The 13,718-nt window shown below is 68.8% G+C and carries 14 protein-coding genes; 6 read left to right on the top strand and 8 right to left on the bottom strand.

Annotated features, from left to right (window positions below; all coding sequences use genetic code 11):
• Positions 1–15: 15 nt before the first annotated feature.
• Positions 16–1,305 (bottom strand): RNA polymerase sigma factor, encoded by a 1,290-nt coding sequence (locus tag SNAS_RS16845; RefSeq protein WP_013018652.1) that lies wholly within the window; start codon positions 1,303–1,305, stop codon positions 16–18.
• Between the two features lie 25 nt (positions 1,306–1,330).
• Positions 1,331–1,690, bottom strand: a complete 360-nt coding sequence (locus SNAS_RS16840) for a YciI family protein (RefSeq protein ID WP_013018651.1) — start codon at positions 1,688–1,690, stop codon at positions 1,331–1,333.
• A 364-nt stretch (positions 1,691–2,054) separates the two neighbouring features.
• Between SNAS_RS16840 and SNAS_RS16835 the strand changes: the two genes are divergently transcribed.
• Positions 2,055–3,263 (top strand): phosphodiester glycosidase family protein, encoded by a 1,209-nt coding sequence (locus SNAS_RS16835; RefSeq protein ID WP_013018650.1) that lies wholly within the window; start codon positions 2,055–2,057, stop codon positions 3,261–3,263.
• 76 nt (positions 3,264–3,339) lie between these two features.
• On the opposite strand, the gene SNAS_RS16830 is transcribed toward SNAS_RS16835, so the two are convergent.
• Positions 3,340–4,098 (bottom strand): GH25 family lysozyme, encoded by a 759-nt coding sequence (locus tag SNAS_RS16830; protein WP_013018649.1) that lies wholly within the window; start codon positions 4,096–4,098, stop codon positions 3,340–3,342.
• A 224-nt stretch (positions 4,099–4,322) separates the two neighbouring features.
• Complete coding sequence (locus SNAS_RS32885) at positions 4,323–5,294, bottom strand: DUF4034 domain-containing protein (protein WP_013018648.1); 972 nt, start codon at positions 5,292–5,294, stop codon at positions 4,323–4,325.
• 80 nt (positions 5,295–5,374) lie between these two features.
• Here SNAS_RS32885 and SNAS_RS16820 point away from each other — a divergent pair, with 80 nt between their 5' ends.
• The 3 genes from SNAS_RS16820 (at position 5,375) to SNAS_RS16810 (ending at position 7,790) form a co-directional block, all read left to right on the top strand.
• Positions 5,375–6,166 (top strand): hypothetical protein, encoded by a 792-nt coding sequence (locus SNAS_RS16820; RefSeq protein ID WP_013018647.1) that lies wholly within the window; start codon positions 5,375–5,377, stop codon positions 6,164–6,166.
• Between the two features lie 34 nt (positions 6,167–6,200).
• Entirely contained in the window at positions 6,201–6,821 is a 621-nt protein-coding gene (locus tag SNAS_RS16815; RefSeq protein WP_013018646.1) for a TetR/AcrR family transcriptional regulator, read from the top strand.
• A gap of 81 nt (positions 6,822–6,902) precedes the next feature.
• Positions 6,903–7,790 (top strand): NmrA family NAD(P)-binding protein, encoded by an 888-nt coding sequence (locus SNAS_RS16810; protein WP_013018645.1) that lies wholly within the window; start codon positions 6,903–6,905, stop codon positions 7,788–7,790.
• Here SNAS_RS16810 and SNAS_RS16805 read toward each other — a convergent pair.
• Positions 7,787–8,686, bottom strand: coding sequence for a LysR family transcriptional regulator ArgP (locus SNAS_RS16805; protein WP_013018644.1), 900 nt, complete (start codon positions 8,684–8,686; stop codon positions 7,787–7,789). The genes SNAS_RS16810 and SNAS_RS16805 overlap by 4 nt on opposite strands.
• A 40-nt stretch (positions 8,687–8,726) precedes the next feature.
• On the opposite strand from SNAS_RS16805, the gene SNAS_RS16800 reads away from it, so the two are divergent.
• Complete coding sequence (locus tag SNAS_RS16800) at positions 8,727–9,380, top strand: LysE/ArgO family amino acid transporter (protein WP_013018643.1); 654 nt, start codon at positions 8,727–8,729, stop codon at positions 9,378–9,380.
• A gap of 15 nt (positions 9,381–9,395) precedes the next feature.
• On the opposite strand, the gene SNAS_RS16795 is transcribed toward SNAS_RS16800, so the two are convergent.
• Together SNAS_RS16795 and SNAS_RS16790 are read right to left on the bottom strand one after the other, a co-directional pair.
• A complete protein-coding gene (locus tag SNAS_RS16795; protein WP_013018642.1) occupies positions 9,396–10,565 on the bottom strand; it encodes a phosphorylase family protein in 1,170 nt (389 codons plus the stop codon).
• 42 nt (positions 10,566–10,607) lie between these two features.
• On the bottom strand, positions 10,608–11,735 hold the full coding sequence (locus SNAS_RS16790; RefSeq protein ID WP_013018641.1) for a questin oxidase family protein: 1,128 nt from the start codon (positions 11,733–11,735) through the stop codon (positions 10,608–10,610).
• 61 nt (positions 11,736–11,796) lie between these two features.
• On the opposite strand from SNAS_RS16790, the gene SNAS_RS16785 reads away from it, so the two are divergent.
• Positions 11,797–12,285 carry a MarR family winged helix-turn-helix transcriptional regulator gene (locus SNAS_RS16785; protein WP_013018640.1) on the top strand — a complete coding sequence of 163 codons (489 nt, stop codon included), beginning with the start codon at positions 11,797–11,799 and terminating at the stop codon, positions 12,283–12,285.
• An 85-nt stretch (positions 12,286–12,370) separates the two neighbouring features.
• On the opposite strand, the gene SNAS_RS37210 is transcribed toward SNAS_RS16785, so the two are convergent.
• Positions 12,371–13,654 carry a helix-turn-helix transcriptional regulator gene (locus SNAS_RS37210; RefSeq protein ID WP_013018639.1) on the bottom strand — a complete coding sequence of 428 codons (1,284 nt, stop codon included), beginning with the start codon at positions 13,652–13,654 and terminating at the stop codon, positions 12,371–12,373.
• Positions 13,655–13,718 lie beyond the last annotated feature (64 nt).

The following is a 13,718-nucleotide window of genomic DNA, read 5'->3' as shown; positions in this document are numbered from 1 at the left end:
CGCTTGAGCTTCCGCTCAGCGATGACCGTGGTGCTCGATGTCGGCGAGCTGGCGGCGTAGGAATGCCCGTTCGGGTTCGTTGCCGACCAGGTCGAGGGCTTGGCGATATGCCTGGGCCGCCTCGGATTCGCGTCCGAGTTGCTTGAGTAGACCGGCGCGGGCGGAGTGGAACAGGTGGTAGCGCTCCAAAGCGGGGCTGTCGGCCAGGTCGTCGAGTAGGGCCAGTCCGGCTTGCGGGCCGTCGGCCATGCCGACCGCGACCGCGCGGTTCAGCGATACCACCGGCGAAGGCGCGACTCGTTGAAGCAGGTTGTACAGCGCGACGATCTGGGGCCAGTCGGTGGTTTCCATCGAGTCGGCCTGGTCATGTAGTGCCGCGATCGCCGCCTGAATCAGGTACGGGCCCGGATCGCGGTCAGGGAGCGCTTGTTCGAGGAGCGCCACGCCTTCGTCCACTGTGTGCCGGTCCCAGCGGGATCGGTCCTGGTCGGCCAGCAGTACCGGGTTGCCGTCGGAGTCGGTGCGGGCGGGGTGACGGGCGTGGGTCAGCAACAGCAACGCCAGCAGGCCGAGCACTTCGCGGTCGTGGGGCATGAGGCGATGCAGGATCCGGGCCAGTCGGATCGCCTCGTCGGCGAGGTCCGGGCGGGTCAGGTCCGGGCCTTGGCTGGCCGCGTATGCCTCGGTGAAGACCACGTAGATGACGCTCAGTACCGCTGGCAGTCGGTCGGGTATCTCGGACGGACCGGGGACCCGGTAGGGGATGTTGGCTTCGCGGATCTTGCGTTTGGCGCGGGTGAGGCGTTGCGCCATCGTCGTTTCGGGTACCAGGAACGCTCGCGCGACTTCTACTGTCGACAGTCCGGCGAGGTACCGCAGGGTCAACGCGACGCGTGCTTCCGGGGCCAGTGCCGGGTGGCAGCAGGTGAAGAACAGCCGTAGCCGGTCGTCTCCGATCGTGTCCCGGGCCGCCTGCTCGGTACCGGCCGCGGTGGTCACCAGGCGCTCGGTCTCGACGCGGTCGGCTTCCACGCGCAGGATCGCCAGTTTGGCCGCGTATGTCTTGCGGCGGCGCAGCAGGTCGACCGCGCGGCGGCGGGCGGTGGTGAGCAGCCAGGCGGTGGGGTGGTCGGGTACGCCGTCGGTGGGCCAGTGCCTGACCGCCGCGGCGATGGCGTCGGCCGCCACCTCTTCGGCCAGGTCCAGGTCTCGCAGCCACCCGACGAGTGTGGCCAGCAGTCGGCCCCACTCCTCGCGGAACACCGCGTCGACGGTGTCGCTCGTTCCCACGTCGTCCTCGGTCATCGCACCGCCCGCGCGCCGCGCTGGCTCACTGCTCCGGCTCGTCGAACACCAGGACCGGCCTGATCTCGACCGAGCCGTTCTTGGCCGCCGGGCACTTGGCCGCCCAGTCCAGTGCGGTGTCCAGGTCGGGGACGTCGATGACGTAGAAGCCGCCGAGCACCTCGCGGGTCTCGACGAACGGGCCGTCGGTGACTATCCGCTCCTGGTCCTTGAGGCGCACGGTGGTGGCGGTCTGGCTCGGCTGCAGTGCCTCGGAGGACACGAAGATCCCGGCCTCGTGCACGGCCGTGTCGTACGCCCCCCACTCCGCCATCTCCGCGTTCATCTCCGCCTCGGACGGCGTCGTCGTCGGTTCCTCACCGTTGAGCAACAACATGTAGCGCATGTGGGTCCCTTTCTCGGATCCGCGGGCGGCAGTGTCCGCCCGTCTTATAGGAGACGAACGACCAAACCCGTCATCGACAGCGCGGGCCACGATTTCCGACATTATTGCGCCTTTTCCCGGGCGCCGATCCCCAAGCTTCAGTCTTACTGAAGCAGACGCGGGCCTGAGCGACGAAGGCAACAGGGACCAGTGCTTCGACGTCGCCGGCTGCACGGCGCCGCCGCGCTCGGCGAAGCCATCGTCGCGCAGGCGCACGACAAGCCCCAGAAGGCCCCGCCGCACACTACGACGGCTGGGACGAACGGTCGTGATGAGACGGCGTGGATTATTGCCAAAACATGGAGGCGAACCGTAGGTTCGCGGCGTGACTGTGAAACCCCGACGAATCGCGTTGCTGGCCGCGGTGACCGCGGCGGTCGTCGCCCTCCCGGCGTACATGGCCGTCGCCGACGACAACGTCGTCGCCAAGAAGGCCGAGCAGGTCGCGCCCGGCGTGACCTACGAGAAGAAGACCATCTCGACCCCGCACGGCAAGTCCATCGGCCATATCCTCACCGTGGACCTCACTCGCGAGGACGTCGAGGTCGGGCTGCTGACGCCCGGTCCGGTGGCCGCGACCGGTGTCGTGACGTCGCTGGCCGACCGGGTCAAGGCCGTGGCCGGAGTCAACGGCGACTTCTTCAACATCGGACAGACCGGCGCCGCCGTCGGCCCCGAGATCCTGGACGGCAAGGACCGTAAGGGCCCGGTTCCCGGCAAACAACGCCACGGGCCGACACCCCCGCCCGGAACCGACAACGACAGCGTCTTCGGCATCACCAAGGACGGCAAGACGGTCATCGACCGGCTCAACGTCGACGGCAAGGCCACCACGGCCGCGGGCAGCTTCGAACTGAAGGGCCTCAACCAGTACGCCATCACCGTCGACGGCGTCGGGGTGTTCAACGCCGACTGGGGCAAGACCTCCCGCAAGCGCGCCACCTGCGGTACCGACGACGACCGCGACGCCCCGTGCAGCGAACAGACCAAAGAGGTCGAGATCGTCGACGGCAAGGTCACCCGGGTGTCGGACGCTCCCGGCGAGGGCCAGATCGCCAAGGACGCCACGGTCCTGCTCGCCCGTGACAAGGGCGTCGAGCACCTCAACGGACTGTCCGAAGGCGACGAGGTCAACGTCGACTACCAGCTGGCCAGTGAGGACGGTGCCGACCTGGACACCGCGCTGGGCGGTCTGATCCTCATCGACGACGGCACGATGCTCGACCTCAACGACGACGCGGCCACGCTGGCGCCGCGCACCGCCGTGGGTTCCAACGCCGACGGCTCCAAGCTGTACATGGTGGCCGTCGACGGCCGCAGCTCCACCAGCGTCGGCGCCACCGTCAAGTCGATGGCCGACATCATGGTCAACCTGGGTGCCGACCACAACGTCATCAACCTCGACGGTGGTGGCTCGACCACCCTGGTCGCCCGCAAGGCCGGGAACACCGCCACCAGCGTCCGCAACACCCCCTCCGACGGCTCGCAGCGCAAGGTCGCCAACGGCCTGGGAGTGTTCACCAAAGCCGCCTGACCCACGCACCCACCCGAAGTGGCGGTGCCCCCTGCGCACGGGGGGGCACCGCCACTGTGGAGTGAGTACTGTGGTCCTAGGTGTTGTTGGCCAGCGCGAGCAGCCGGTCGCGGGAACCGTTGAACCGGTTGCGGTCCACGTCGCCCGCGATCCCGGAGACGCTGCCGCTGCTGGTGTACTGCCAGGCCGTCCAGGTGGCCCAGCCGTGCGGAACCGAGGGGCTGGAGGCACCCCAGTGGGCCACCCACATCGGTGACTTCTTGGCCAGTCCGGTCCAGTTGCCGGTGCACGACGACCACCAGCTGGCGGTGGTGTAGATGACGACGTGGCGTCCGGTCTTGGACTTGTAGGCGCTGTGGAAGTCGGAGATCCAGCCGCGCATCTGCTTCTTGGACAGGCCGTGGCATCCGGCCTCCAGGTCCAGGGCACCGGGCAGAGTGCGGTTGTCGGCCGACCAGGCGCCGCCGTGCCGGGCGAAGTAACGGGCCTGGGCGGTGCCACTGGAGTTGCCGGGACGGGCGAAGTGGTACGCGCCCCGGATGACCTTGGCCCCGTACGCTCCCTTGTAGTTGGCGGCGAACTTCGGGTCGATGTAGCTGGTGCCTTCGGTGGCCTTGATCCAGGCGAACTGGATGCCGCCGCCGCGCACCTTCTTCCAGTTGATGTCTCCCTGATAGCGGGATACGTCGATACCGGCGGGCTTGGCCCTGGTCTCGGCTTCGGCTTCGGCGGGCGCGGTGATGACGAGGGTGACGACGGCCAGCAGCGACGCGACCAACGCGCCGACGATCAACTGGAACCGCCGCCGCAGCGGGCGTCGGGCGAGAGCAACCATGTGGAACTCCTTCGGGGACAGGGGCGGTGCTCGAGCGGCCATCATGGCCAGCACCCGATGGGGCGCACAAGAAGTGAACCCGTCACCCACCGTGACCCAACGCCCGTTGGGTCCCATGGGGACGGTCTTTCGGAATCGCCGCGACGTGCCATGTTTCCCCCGTATGCCCGGCCCGCTCAACCGAACGACCCTAGTGCGAGGATTCGGCACGGTCGCGGTCGTGGCTACGACCGGTGCTTGGCCACCTCGGCCCGCGCGCGGGCGAACCATTCGGCGCTCTCGCCGACCAGGAAGTTCCACGGCGTCCGGGTGAACTGGTCGCCGAGCGCGTCGAACATCGCCCCGGCGGCATCCCATTGGTCGGTCTCCCAGAACGCGAAGGCGAACATGTTGAAGTCGCGCTGCCAGCCGAGTCGGCGCCGGTAGCTGAGATGCCGGACCGACTGGTCGGCGGCGGTGTGGAAACCGGCGACGGTCTCGTCGCTGTTGAGGTACTTCTCCGACTCGGCCTCGTCGAGGTCCATGCGCCAGTGCTCCAGGCTCGCGGTGACCACCATGGAGGCCAGGCCGCTGGATGCCGGGGCGTTCGCGGCGGTGTCCAGGGCGAACGACGAGGCCAGTTCGTGGGAGCCGCCCCACTTGCGTAGGAATTGATGGAGCAGACTCATGTGAGCGCCGTAGTGCCATCGATGTCGTGCCACCGCTTCGCGGAACCGGGCGGTGGCTTCCTCGAGACCCAGGCTCATGCCCATTCCACACTTGATCAACGCCGCCCAGGCCGTGGGGTCGTCCGGGTTGCGGGCGATCGCGTGTTCCAGGAGTTCGTGGGCCTTGCGCAGTCTGCGTTCGAAGATCTGGAACTGGGCGGGAAGCGTGTGCTTGGCCAGCGCGGCTCCGCGTCCCAGCCAGGCCCACTCGACGGCGTGCGCGCCACCGACGAGAAACGGCAGGTACGACTGCGGTTCGGCTTCGATCCAGTCCTCGATCCACGCCTGGACGCCGAGTTGTTCGACGCAGAAGTCGAGGTAGTACTGCAGATCGTCGGGGTCTTGAATGACGTTGAGGAAGTTGTGGACCGCCCGCCAGTCGCGGGATTGCAGATCGGACACCAGTTGGGCGGCTTTGGGGTCGCCGAACGTCGGGTCGTGCGTCGGGATGTCGGCGGGCTTGTGCCTTCGCCCGAAAAATCTGCCCATTTGCATCCTCTGATATCTGTCCGAACCGGGAACAGAGTAGTGGCACCCGTTGTGTAGTCGACGACTGGTAGGTTTCCCCTGTGCCGGAACAGGATGGACGAATCGGGCCCGCGCTCGGGGGCATCACCGATGTCAAGATCAACGACGTTCGCCACGACCTCGTGTTCTACCAGTCCGGACTGCTGTTCCTGTCGGACCACTCCAAGTCCGACGCCAAGCGACTGCGCCGGATCCTCGACACCACAACGCAGGCGGAACTCATCCGCCGCAATCGGTTCGTCGATTTCACCGACGTCACCCACGTCCAGCTCGTCAAGCCCGGCACCCCGTTCAAGGTCGCGCTCGACCTCCTCGGTGGCGAACAGCTGGAAATCGCCGAACGCTGGGTCTCGGCACCGCTCGACAAGAAGGACGGGGACCTTCTCAAGGAACTGCTGGCCAACCTGCGCAACACCGGTCCGATGCCGGAGGCCGCCGCCGCGGAGGCCGCGCGAGCCTGGGCCGAGGACGCCGTCGTCCTGGACGCGATGGCCAACGTCAAGGTCAACGACATCGAGTACGACCTGGTGGTGCTGGACATCGGGCTGGTGTTCGTCGCCGGACCCGGTGAGACCCATCTCGGCAAGACGCGACTGACCAAACTGCTGGGAGACACCCCGCTGCCCGACATCGTGGGCCGCAACTGGCTGGTGCGATACGAGCAGGTGGTCGCGGCGACCATCACCAAGTCGATCCCGCTCACCGGTGAACTCGAACTCTACGACGGTTTGCGGCTGTCCTTCAAGGAAAGCTGGATCGGACAGTCGCTCACCGACGAGACCCGCGAGGTGACCACGGCCGCCCTGTGCTCGGTGGGCGCCGTCAAGCCCTGAAGTCAATCAGGTGGTTGATTGATAACCTCCCGAGGTGGCGACTTCGGACACCGGCGACAAACGCAACGCGACCCAGACCAGGCAGCGGATACTGGACGCCGCCCTGGACGAGTTCTCCGCCAAGGGCTACAGCGGCGCCCGCACCGCCGGGATCGCCAAGCGCGCGGGAGTCAACGTCCAGCTGATCTCGTACTATTTCGGCGGCAAGGAAGGCTTGCTGGACGCGCTTCGCGAGACCTGGCGGGAGCGGCGCTCCAGTTTGGAGGATTCCAGTGCCGAGAGTTCGTTCCTGGACGGATTCCGTGCCGCCCTGGACGTGACGCTGCGCGATCCGCGGCGGGCTCGCCTGGTGGTGTGGCAGGCACTGGGGGACTACCCCGGTGACACCGGGCCGTTGGTGGCGGAGTGGGAACGCGTCGCCGCCTCGGCCGTGGAGCAGACCAGGGCCCGGCAGTCCGAGGGGCAGATAGGCAGTGAGACGTCGCCGGAGTTCGTGGCGCTGTTGCAGTTCCTGCTCGCCTTCGCGCCGGTCGCGATACCCCAGGCGGTGCAGGGGATCTACGGGGTGGATCCGCTGTCGGCCGAGTATCGGGAGCGGGTGAGTCGGCAACTGGCGCGACTGCTGGGCGCCGACGACGACGGCGAAACCACCTGAGGGCTCCCGGCTGAATGGAGTGGATCTGCGGGCGTGCTACCGTTCAGCGTAATTATTCAATCGATTGATTGAGAGGTTCTCATGACTCGTGTACTGGTAGCCGGAGCCACCGGACGCCAAGGTGGAGCCGTCGTGGATCGCCTGCGGCAGCGCGGCCACGAACCGGTCGCCTATGTGCGTGATCCCGACAGCGATGCGGCCAAGGCGCTGGCGCGCGACGGCGTCCGGCTGGCCACCGGCGATCTCGCCGACGCCGAGGCGCTGACCCGCGCCGCCAAGGGTGCCGACGCGATCTTCGGCCTCACGGTGCCGTTCGGCGAGAACGGCACCGAGGAGGAGATCGCCCAGGGGCGGGCGTTGGCCGACGCGGCGGCCGCCGTTGACGCCCATCTCGTGTACTCATCGGTCAAGGGCGCGAACGGCGATGTCGACGTCACCGTCGAGCACGCGTCCGCCAAGCAGATCGTGCACCGATACCTGGTGTCCCAGGGCTTGCGGTTCACCGGCATTCAGCCGTCCTACTTCATGGAGAACGCCCTCAACGTCGGTTTCACCCGACTGAACCAGGGTGTCTACGCCTTTCCGCTGACGGCCGACCGCAAACTCGACCAGGTCACCACTTTGGACATCGCCGGCATGGCGGTGCACGCGATCGAGAACGCCGAGGCACTGAACGGCCGGGCCATCGACGTGGTCTCGGAGACGTTGACGAGCGTCGAGGTCGCCGCCGTTTTGTCCGAGGTCATCGGCAAGGACCTGCCCTACGAGCAGATCCCGATCCCGATGATCCGCCAGTGGGCCGGTGACGAGACCGCCGAACTGTTCCAGCGGTTCGAGGACAACCGTGAACACACCGACGTCGCCGCGTTGCGCGCCGAGTTCCCGGACATCGGATGGCACTCCTATCGCGACTGGGCCAAGACGGTCGACTGGGATCAGGTCCTGGCGCAGAAACCCGAGTGGGGTTAGGCGTACAGGGCCTCGGTGGCCGAGACGGCGATCGTTTCGGCCACCAGTGTCAGCGCTGGCACGTCCAGCTTCCACTGTTGCCAGTACAGCGGCACGTCCACCGGCTGTCCCGGTATCAGTTCCACAAGCGACCCCGTCTTCAACAGCGGCTCGGCCTGCGGTTCCGGGACCAGACCCCAACCGAGCCCCGCGGCCACCGCCTCGCAGAAACCCTCCGAGGTCGGTATCTGGTGCCGCAGCTGGCTGGCGCCCCGCCCGTCGGGAGTGAAGTCGCGGAGGAACCGGTCCTGAAGGTCGTCGCGCCGGTCGAACACGATGACCGGCGCGTCAGGCAGACAACGTTCCAGCACCCCCGACGACAGGTGGCGCTTCGCGAACTCGGGATTGGCCACCGGCAGATACCGGGCCCGGCCCAGCACCCGCACCGTGCAACCCGCCACCGGTTCGGCCGACGAGGTCACCGCCGCCATCACCCGGCCTTCGCGCAGCAGTGTCGCGGTGTGGGACTCGTCCTCGCGGTACAGCTCGAAGTAGATCGGCGGGTCCTGCGGCACCCGGGTGAGCGCTTGCTGGAACCAGGTGGCCAGCGAGTCCGCGTTCACCGCGATGGGCAGCCGGGCCGGTGCCGACGCGGAGGCGAGGCCCAGCGCCAGTCGCGCGTCGTTCTCCATCGCGGCCAGCTGCCGCGCGAACCGCACGACCACCTGCCCCGATTCGGTGGGCCGCACCGGTTTGGTGCGCATCAGCAGCACCCGGCCGGTGCGCTGCTCCAGGGTCTTGACGCGCTGGCTGACCGCCGAGGGTGTCACGTGCAGTGCGGCGGCCGCCGCTTCGAAGGTGCCCTCGTCCACGACGGCCAGCAGGGTGCGCACCTGGTCGAACGGCAGCTCCATCATCACAATCGCTAAGGATACGTTAGAAACTTTAGCTGTACTAATGGCTGGATCGTCCATAGCATCGGATCCCGTGAACAGTGGCATCCTCCCCGCGGCCATCGCCGGATTCGGCACCGGTCTTTCCCTCATCATCGCCATCGGCGCCCAGAACGCGTTCGTGCTGCGCCAAGGCGTGCGCGGCCAGGCCGTGCTCGCCGTGGTCGGCATCTGCGCCGCCTCCGACGCGGTCCTCATCGCGCTCGGCGTGGCCGGGCTCGGCGCCGTGGTCACCGCGTGGCCCATCGCCCTGACCGTGGTCGGGTTGGCCGGTGGGATCTTCCTGATCGGTTACGGCGTCATCGCCACCCGTCGGGTGCTGCGCCCCGCCGGGCAGGGGCTGACGGTCGAGGGCGCCTCGGCCAGCTCGATGCGGATCGCGGTGCTCACCTGCCTGGCGCTGACCTGGCTCAACCCGCACGTCTACCTGGACACCGTGCTGCTGTTGGGTTCGGTGGCCGCCGACCGGGGCTCGCTGCGCTGGGTGTTCGGCCTGGGCGCGATGGCCGCGAGCCTGGCGTGGTTCGCCGTCCTGGGTTACGGCGCCCGACTGCTCAGCGCCGTCCTGGCCCGTCCCGCCGCCTGGCGGGCGCTGGACGGGCTGGTCGCCGTCACCATGCTCGTGATGGGAACCCTGCTGCTGGTGCGCACGTTCTGACGTGGACCGACGCGGTCACCCCGCGCCGAGCAGCGGCTCGTCGGCCGAGCGGATGTCGTGGTGCGGCAGGCCGTCGGGATGTTCGCGGCGCACCCGGTCCAGACACGACAGTGCGATGCCCAGGTGGGCCCGCTTGCTGGACTCGTAGAACTCGGTGGCACTGGCCGCCAGCTTCGGCGAGGCGTGCAGCGGTTTGTCCGAGACGCACAGCAGGGTGGTGTTGGGGATGCGATAGCGGAAACCGTTGGCCGCCACCGTCGCCGACTCCATGTCGACGCCGACGCAGCGGGCGGCGCGCATCGCGGGCAACACCCCGGCCTGGTTGAACTCCCAGTTGCGGTTGTCCACTGTGCAAACCGAGCCGAGCCGGTAGGAGGCGTCGCGTTTCTCCAGGGCGTCGAGTAGGAACTGGTTGAGACGGTGGTTGGGGATCACCGGGATGACCGGTGACAGTACGTCGTCGAGGATGCGGTCCGCCCGCAGATACGACGTCGCCAGCACGAAGTCGCCCAGCCGCTGATGGTTCCGCAGACCTCCACAGTGACCGATCATGATCATGGTGTCGGGACGCAGAACCGCGAGATGGTCGGTGAGGGTTTTGGCGTTGGACGGGCCCACGCCGATGTTCACCAGGCTCACCCCGTCGCCGTCGGGGGTGCGGTGGTGCCAGGCGGGCATCTGAACCCCGTCCCGCACCGGTCCCTCGGCGTCGGGGAAACGGTCCTGGAACGCCTCGACGTGCATCGCGTAGTTGGTGAACAGGACGTGCCGCTCGAACGACTCCGCCGGGGTGCCGGTGTAGTGCGTCAACCGGTTGAGCGACAACGCCATCCGCTCCGGTCCGAACAGGAACAGCTTCTTGGCCCGCAGGTCGAAGCGGTCCTCGTCGAGGGCGGCGAAGAAGTCCGGGTCGTCGAAGGCCAGCGCGCGGCGGGACGGCCGGGCGGTCACGGTGGCGCCGTTGCGCAACAGCCCGGCCAGTTCCCGGGACAGGTAACGCCGGACGGCGTCGGGGCGCGCGAACTCGCCGGTGATCCTCGGGTTGTGCTCCGACCAGGGCCGCACCACCTCCAACGCCGAGTACCAGCCTCCGGCGTCGGTGTCGCGCAGTACGTCCAGAAGTCGGGTCACCGCCGCGTCCACGTCCTCGGACGCCAGGTCGGCGCCATTCACCTGCTCTTCCATCCCGGCATCGTAGCGACCCGCCCCGCCGCCCCGGCGATTCTCCTAGGGTTTGGCGAACCGCGCCACCATCGCCGGACCGGAATCCCCGTCGGGGCGCTCGATGCGCTGCTGGGCGAGGTCGGCAGCCCAGGCGTAGCGCGGGTCGGGCCGCAACGTGTGTTCGCGCAGGCAGGCCTCGGTGAACTTGATGACGTGCTCGTCCTTGTGGTCCACGGCCCGCGCCACCAACTCGTCCCAGGCCGGGACCTCGGCGGACGCGGCCCGGTCGCGCGCCTCGGCCTCGCCGCCGCTGTCCACTGTGGTGATCATGGCCAGCGTGACCTGGGTCTGCCACAGCGCCGCCGCGGTGGCCTCGTGCTGGTCCTCGGGCAGGTAGGGCAGTACCAGCCGCGCGGCGGCCGGTGCGGTCACGCCGTGCACCAGCGGAATCGGGAACATGCCGTTGGAGTGCGCCACGCACACCCCGGCGAACTCGGCGGTCATGTCGGACAGCAGTGACTGGATCCGTTCGGGACCAAGCAGTTCGAGGTTGTCGTGGTAGCCGGGCATGTCGTCGGGGCTCCGCAGCCGCCGCTGGCCCTCGGCAGGGCTGGTGGGCGGCTGCGCGGACCTGCGCATCGCGGCCACCGCCTGCGGCAGGCTCAGCGAGCCGCGAAGCCGTCCGGGGCCGGGCTTGTCGATGAACCGGGCAGCCCAGTAACCCAGACCCCGGCTCAGCTCGGTCAGCTGGATGCCGGTGGGGGAGTCGGTGGCGGCGATGGAGCGCACGGCGTGAGCGGTGCGGATGAGGCCGTGGGTCAGGCCGGTCAGCGGTCCGGCCAGCAGTCGCGGCCACCAGCGCTGGAGCACGGTCTGCCAGCCGTCGGCGTCGATCTCGCGGGCGAACAGTTCCTCGAAGTCCCCGGCGCGGCCGATGTCGCCGAGCGCCGGTCGCCAACTGTCCTCAGTGCTGTCGAGTCGCTGGTGCGCGACGGGCGGTTCGTGGTGGGGTGCGGCGGCGCGGTAGACGGCCACCCAGGCGGGAACGGCGTCGCCGTGGCCGAGGACGGCGAGGGTCTCGGCGCCCATGGGTCCGTGGTTGGCCAGGTCGCCGCCGCCGAGGCTGCGTTCGTAGCCGAGGTCGTCGAGGCGTTCCAGGGCGTCGTTGACGGCGTCGTGATAGGTCGTCATCCTGCCAGCCTTTCTTCGTATTTCCCAATAGTTTGGATATCCGAATATATAGGATGTGGGGATGCCGGACAACGCCACCGAAGGTGACCCACGCGACCCCAAGCCCGACGAGATCGCCGACGTCGTGGGTTTCATGCCGCTGATCGCGGCGTTCTTCGCCAAGGTGCGCGCCGAGAAACCCGACGAACACTCGCATTCCTTCGCCGACCACGGACTGACCAACCGGCACGCGGCCGTGTGCGTTCAACTGGTGGCCGCCGACGGATTGAGCGTCACCGAACTGGCCAACCGGATGGGCCTGGCGCTGTCCACAGTGTCGGAACTCGTCGGCGACCTGGACCGGGCACAGTGGGTGGAGCGGCAACCTGACCCGGGCAACCGGCGCCGCACCCTGGTGTCGCTGCGGCCCGATCGCCGCGAACACATGGAATCCGTGGTGACCCGACGCGCCGAACCGCTGCTCAAGGCACTGGACGAGTTGACCCCGGGGCAACGCGAGGGTTTCGCCGCCGGGCTGCGCGCCTGGGCCCGGCAACTGGAGGCGTGGTGAGGCCCAGTCCGCGCCGGTGGTCGGCGGCGATCCCGGCGTCGCGCGCCGATCGCGCGGCCTCGTTCGGAGGCGTGGTGAGCCCCGGCTAGCCCGCGCTGACCGTCGCGGCGTCGATGCCCGCGTCGCGCGCCAGCACCGCGGCCTCGTTGCGGGAGGCCACACCGAGTTTTTGCAGGATGTTGCCGACGTGGAACTTCACGGTGTTCTCACTGATGTGCAACTCTTCGGCGATGCGACGGTTGCGCAAGCCGCCGGCCAGCTTCGCCAGGACGTCCAGCTCGCGCGGGTTCAGCTCCGGCAGCGGCGCCGGACGAGTCGCCGACGGCACCGCCAGCGGCACGGTGATCGTCACCGCGGTACCCCAGCCGGGAACCGCGTCCACGGTGAAGGTCCCCGACAGCGGGCCCAGTCGATCGTTGGTGCGCAACGATTCCAGCGCCCGACGGGGAACGTGCCCGGAACCGTCGTCGCGGATCGTGATGCGCAGCGCGGCATCGCCCGCGTCCCAGGTGATCCGTACCCGGCCGACACCGCCCTGCTCCAGCAGCACCAGCACCACCGCCCGCGACATCGTCCGCGCGACCCGCGCCACCTGACCCGGCAGCTCCCGCTGGGACTGGCTGGGCGGCACCAGTTCCAGCTCGACATCGCCGTAACGCGACAGTGGACGCAACCGGTCGGCCAGCCGCGTGAACGCGTCCTCGGCGACCTCCTGACTGATCACCCGGTCCCAGTCGCCGGTGGTGCGCAGGTCGATCAACGCGTTGACGGCCAGGTCGGTCGCGACCTGCCGGGCGGCGGTGTCGCTCAGTGTCCTCGACCGCAACGCCGCCAGCAGCGACACGATCGTGGCCGAATGCGACTCGGTCAGCTCGGTCACCACCCGGGCGCGTTCCTCGGCGACGAGCCGATGGGTCATGACCAGCTGCGGCGACTCGACGTCCCCGGCCCGGTCGGCCACGTGCAGCGTGATCAGATCCCACATCGACTGCACGGTGGCCAGAACCTCGGTGCTGGGTCGCGGCTCGTGGGCCGCGACCGCCAGCAGCGCGCCCGCCGAACCCCGGGGATGGGACGCCACCGCCAGCACCGGACGGGTGCGCCCGGCCAGTTTCGCCTGTCCCCACCACGGCCGGGTCACCCCGGTGACGGCGCCCAGCTGGTTGAGCTCGGCGGTGACGACGCGCTCGGCCACGGCGGGATCGCCGTGGGTGATGAGCGGGTTGCGGGAGCAGTCGCCGGTCAGCATCGCCAGCGCCTCGTGCGGAACCAGGTCCCGCAGCAGCGCGGAGAACCGGCCCAGCAGCTGGTCCAGGGGCCCGTTGAGCACGGTGAAGACGGCGGCCAGCGGCTGATCGGGGGTGGTCATGCCTACACGTTATCCGCGTCGCGGCCGCGACCGGGCCACTCCTTCGGCGGGGCGCAACCGTCCC

The sequence above is a fragment of the Stackebrandtia nassauensis DSM 44728 genome (genome assembly GCF_000024545.1).
In the GTDB taxonomy this organism is placed as follows: Bacteria; Actinomycetota; Actinomycetes; order Mycobacteriales; family Micromonosporaceae; genus Stackebrandtia; species Stackebrandtia nassauensis.
The sequence above is the reverse complement of the archived record's forward strand: the minus strand, read 5'-3'. Positions and strand labels throughout refer to the sequence as shown.

Excerpts from the sequence above, each read along its gene's own strand:
- SNAS_RS16845 (WP_013018652.1), bottom strand. The coding sequence starts at position 1,305 with ATGACCGAGGACGACGTGGGAACGAGCGACACCGTCGACGCGGTGTTC.
- SNAS_RS16840 (WP_013018651.1), bottom strand. The coding sequence starts at position 1,690 with ATGCGCTACATGTTGTTGCTCAACGGTGAGGAACCGACGACGACGCCG.
- SNAS_RS16830 (WP_013018649.1), bottom strand. The coding sequence starts at position 4,098 with ATGGTTGCTCTCGCCCGACGCCCGCTGCGGCGGCGGTTCCAGTTGATC.
- SNAS_RS32885 (WP_013018648.1), bottom strand. The coding sequence starts at position 5,294 with ATGGGCAGATTTTTCGGGCGAAGGCACAAGCCCGCCGACATCCCGACG.
- SNAS_RS16810 (WP_013018645.1), top strand. The coding sequence starts at position 6,903 with ATGACTCGTGTACTGGTAGCCGGAGCCACCGGACGCCAAGGTGGAGCC.
- SNAS_RS16805 (WP_013018644.1), bottom strand. The coding sequence starts at position 8,686 with ATGATGGAGCTGCCGTTCGACCAGGTGCGCACCCTGCTGGCCGTCGTG.
- SNAS_RS16800 (WP_013018643.1), top strand. The coding sequence starts at position 8,727 with ATGGCTGGATCGTCCATAGCATCGGATCCCGTGAACAGTGGCATCCTC.
- SNAS_RS16795 (WP_013018642.1), bottom strand. The coding sequence starts at position 10,565 with ATGGAAGAGCAGGTGAATGGCGCCGACCTGGCGTCCGAGGACGTGGAC.
- SNAS_RS16790 (WP_013018641.1), bottom strand. The coding sequence starts at position 11,735 with ATGACGACCTATCACGACGCCGTCAACGACGCCCTGGAACGCCTCGAC.
- SNAS_RS16785 (WP_013018640.1), top strand. The coding sequence starts at position 11,797 with ATGCCGGACAACGCCACCGAAGGTGACCCACGCGACCCCAAGCCCGAC.
- SNAS_RS37210 (WP_013018639.1), bottom strand. The coding sequence starts at position 13,654 with ATGACCACCCCCGATCAGCCGCTGGCCGCCGTCTTCACCGTGCTCAAC.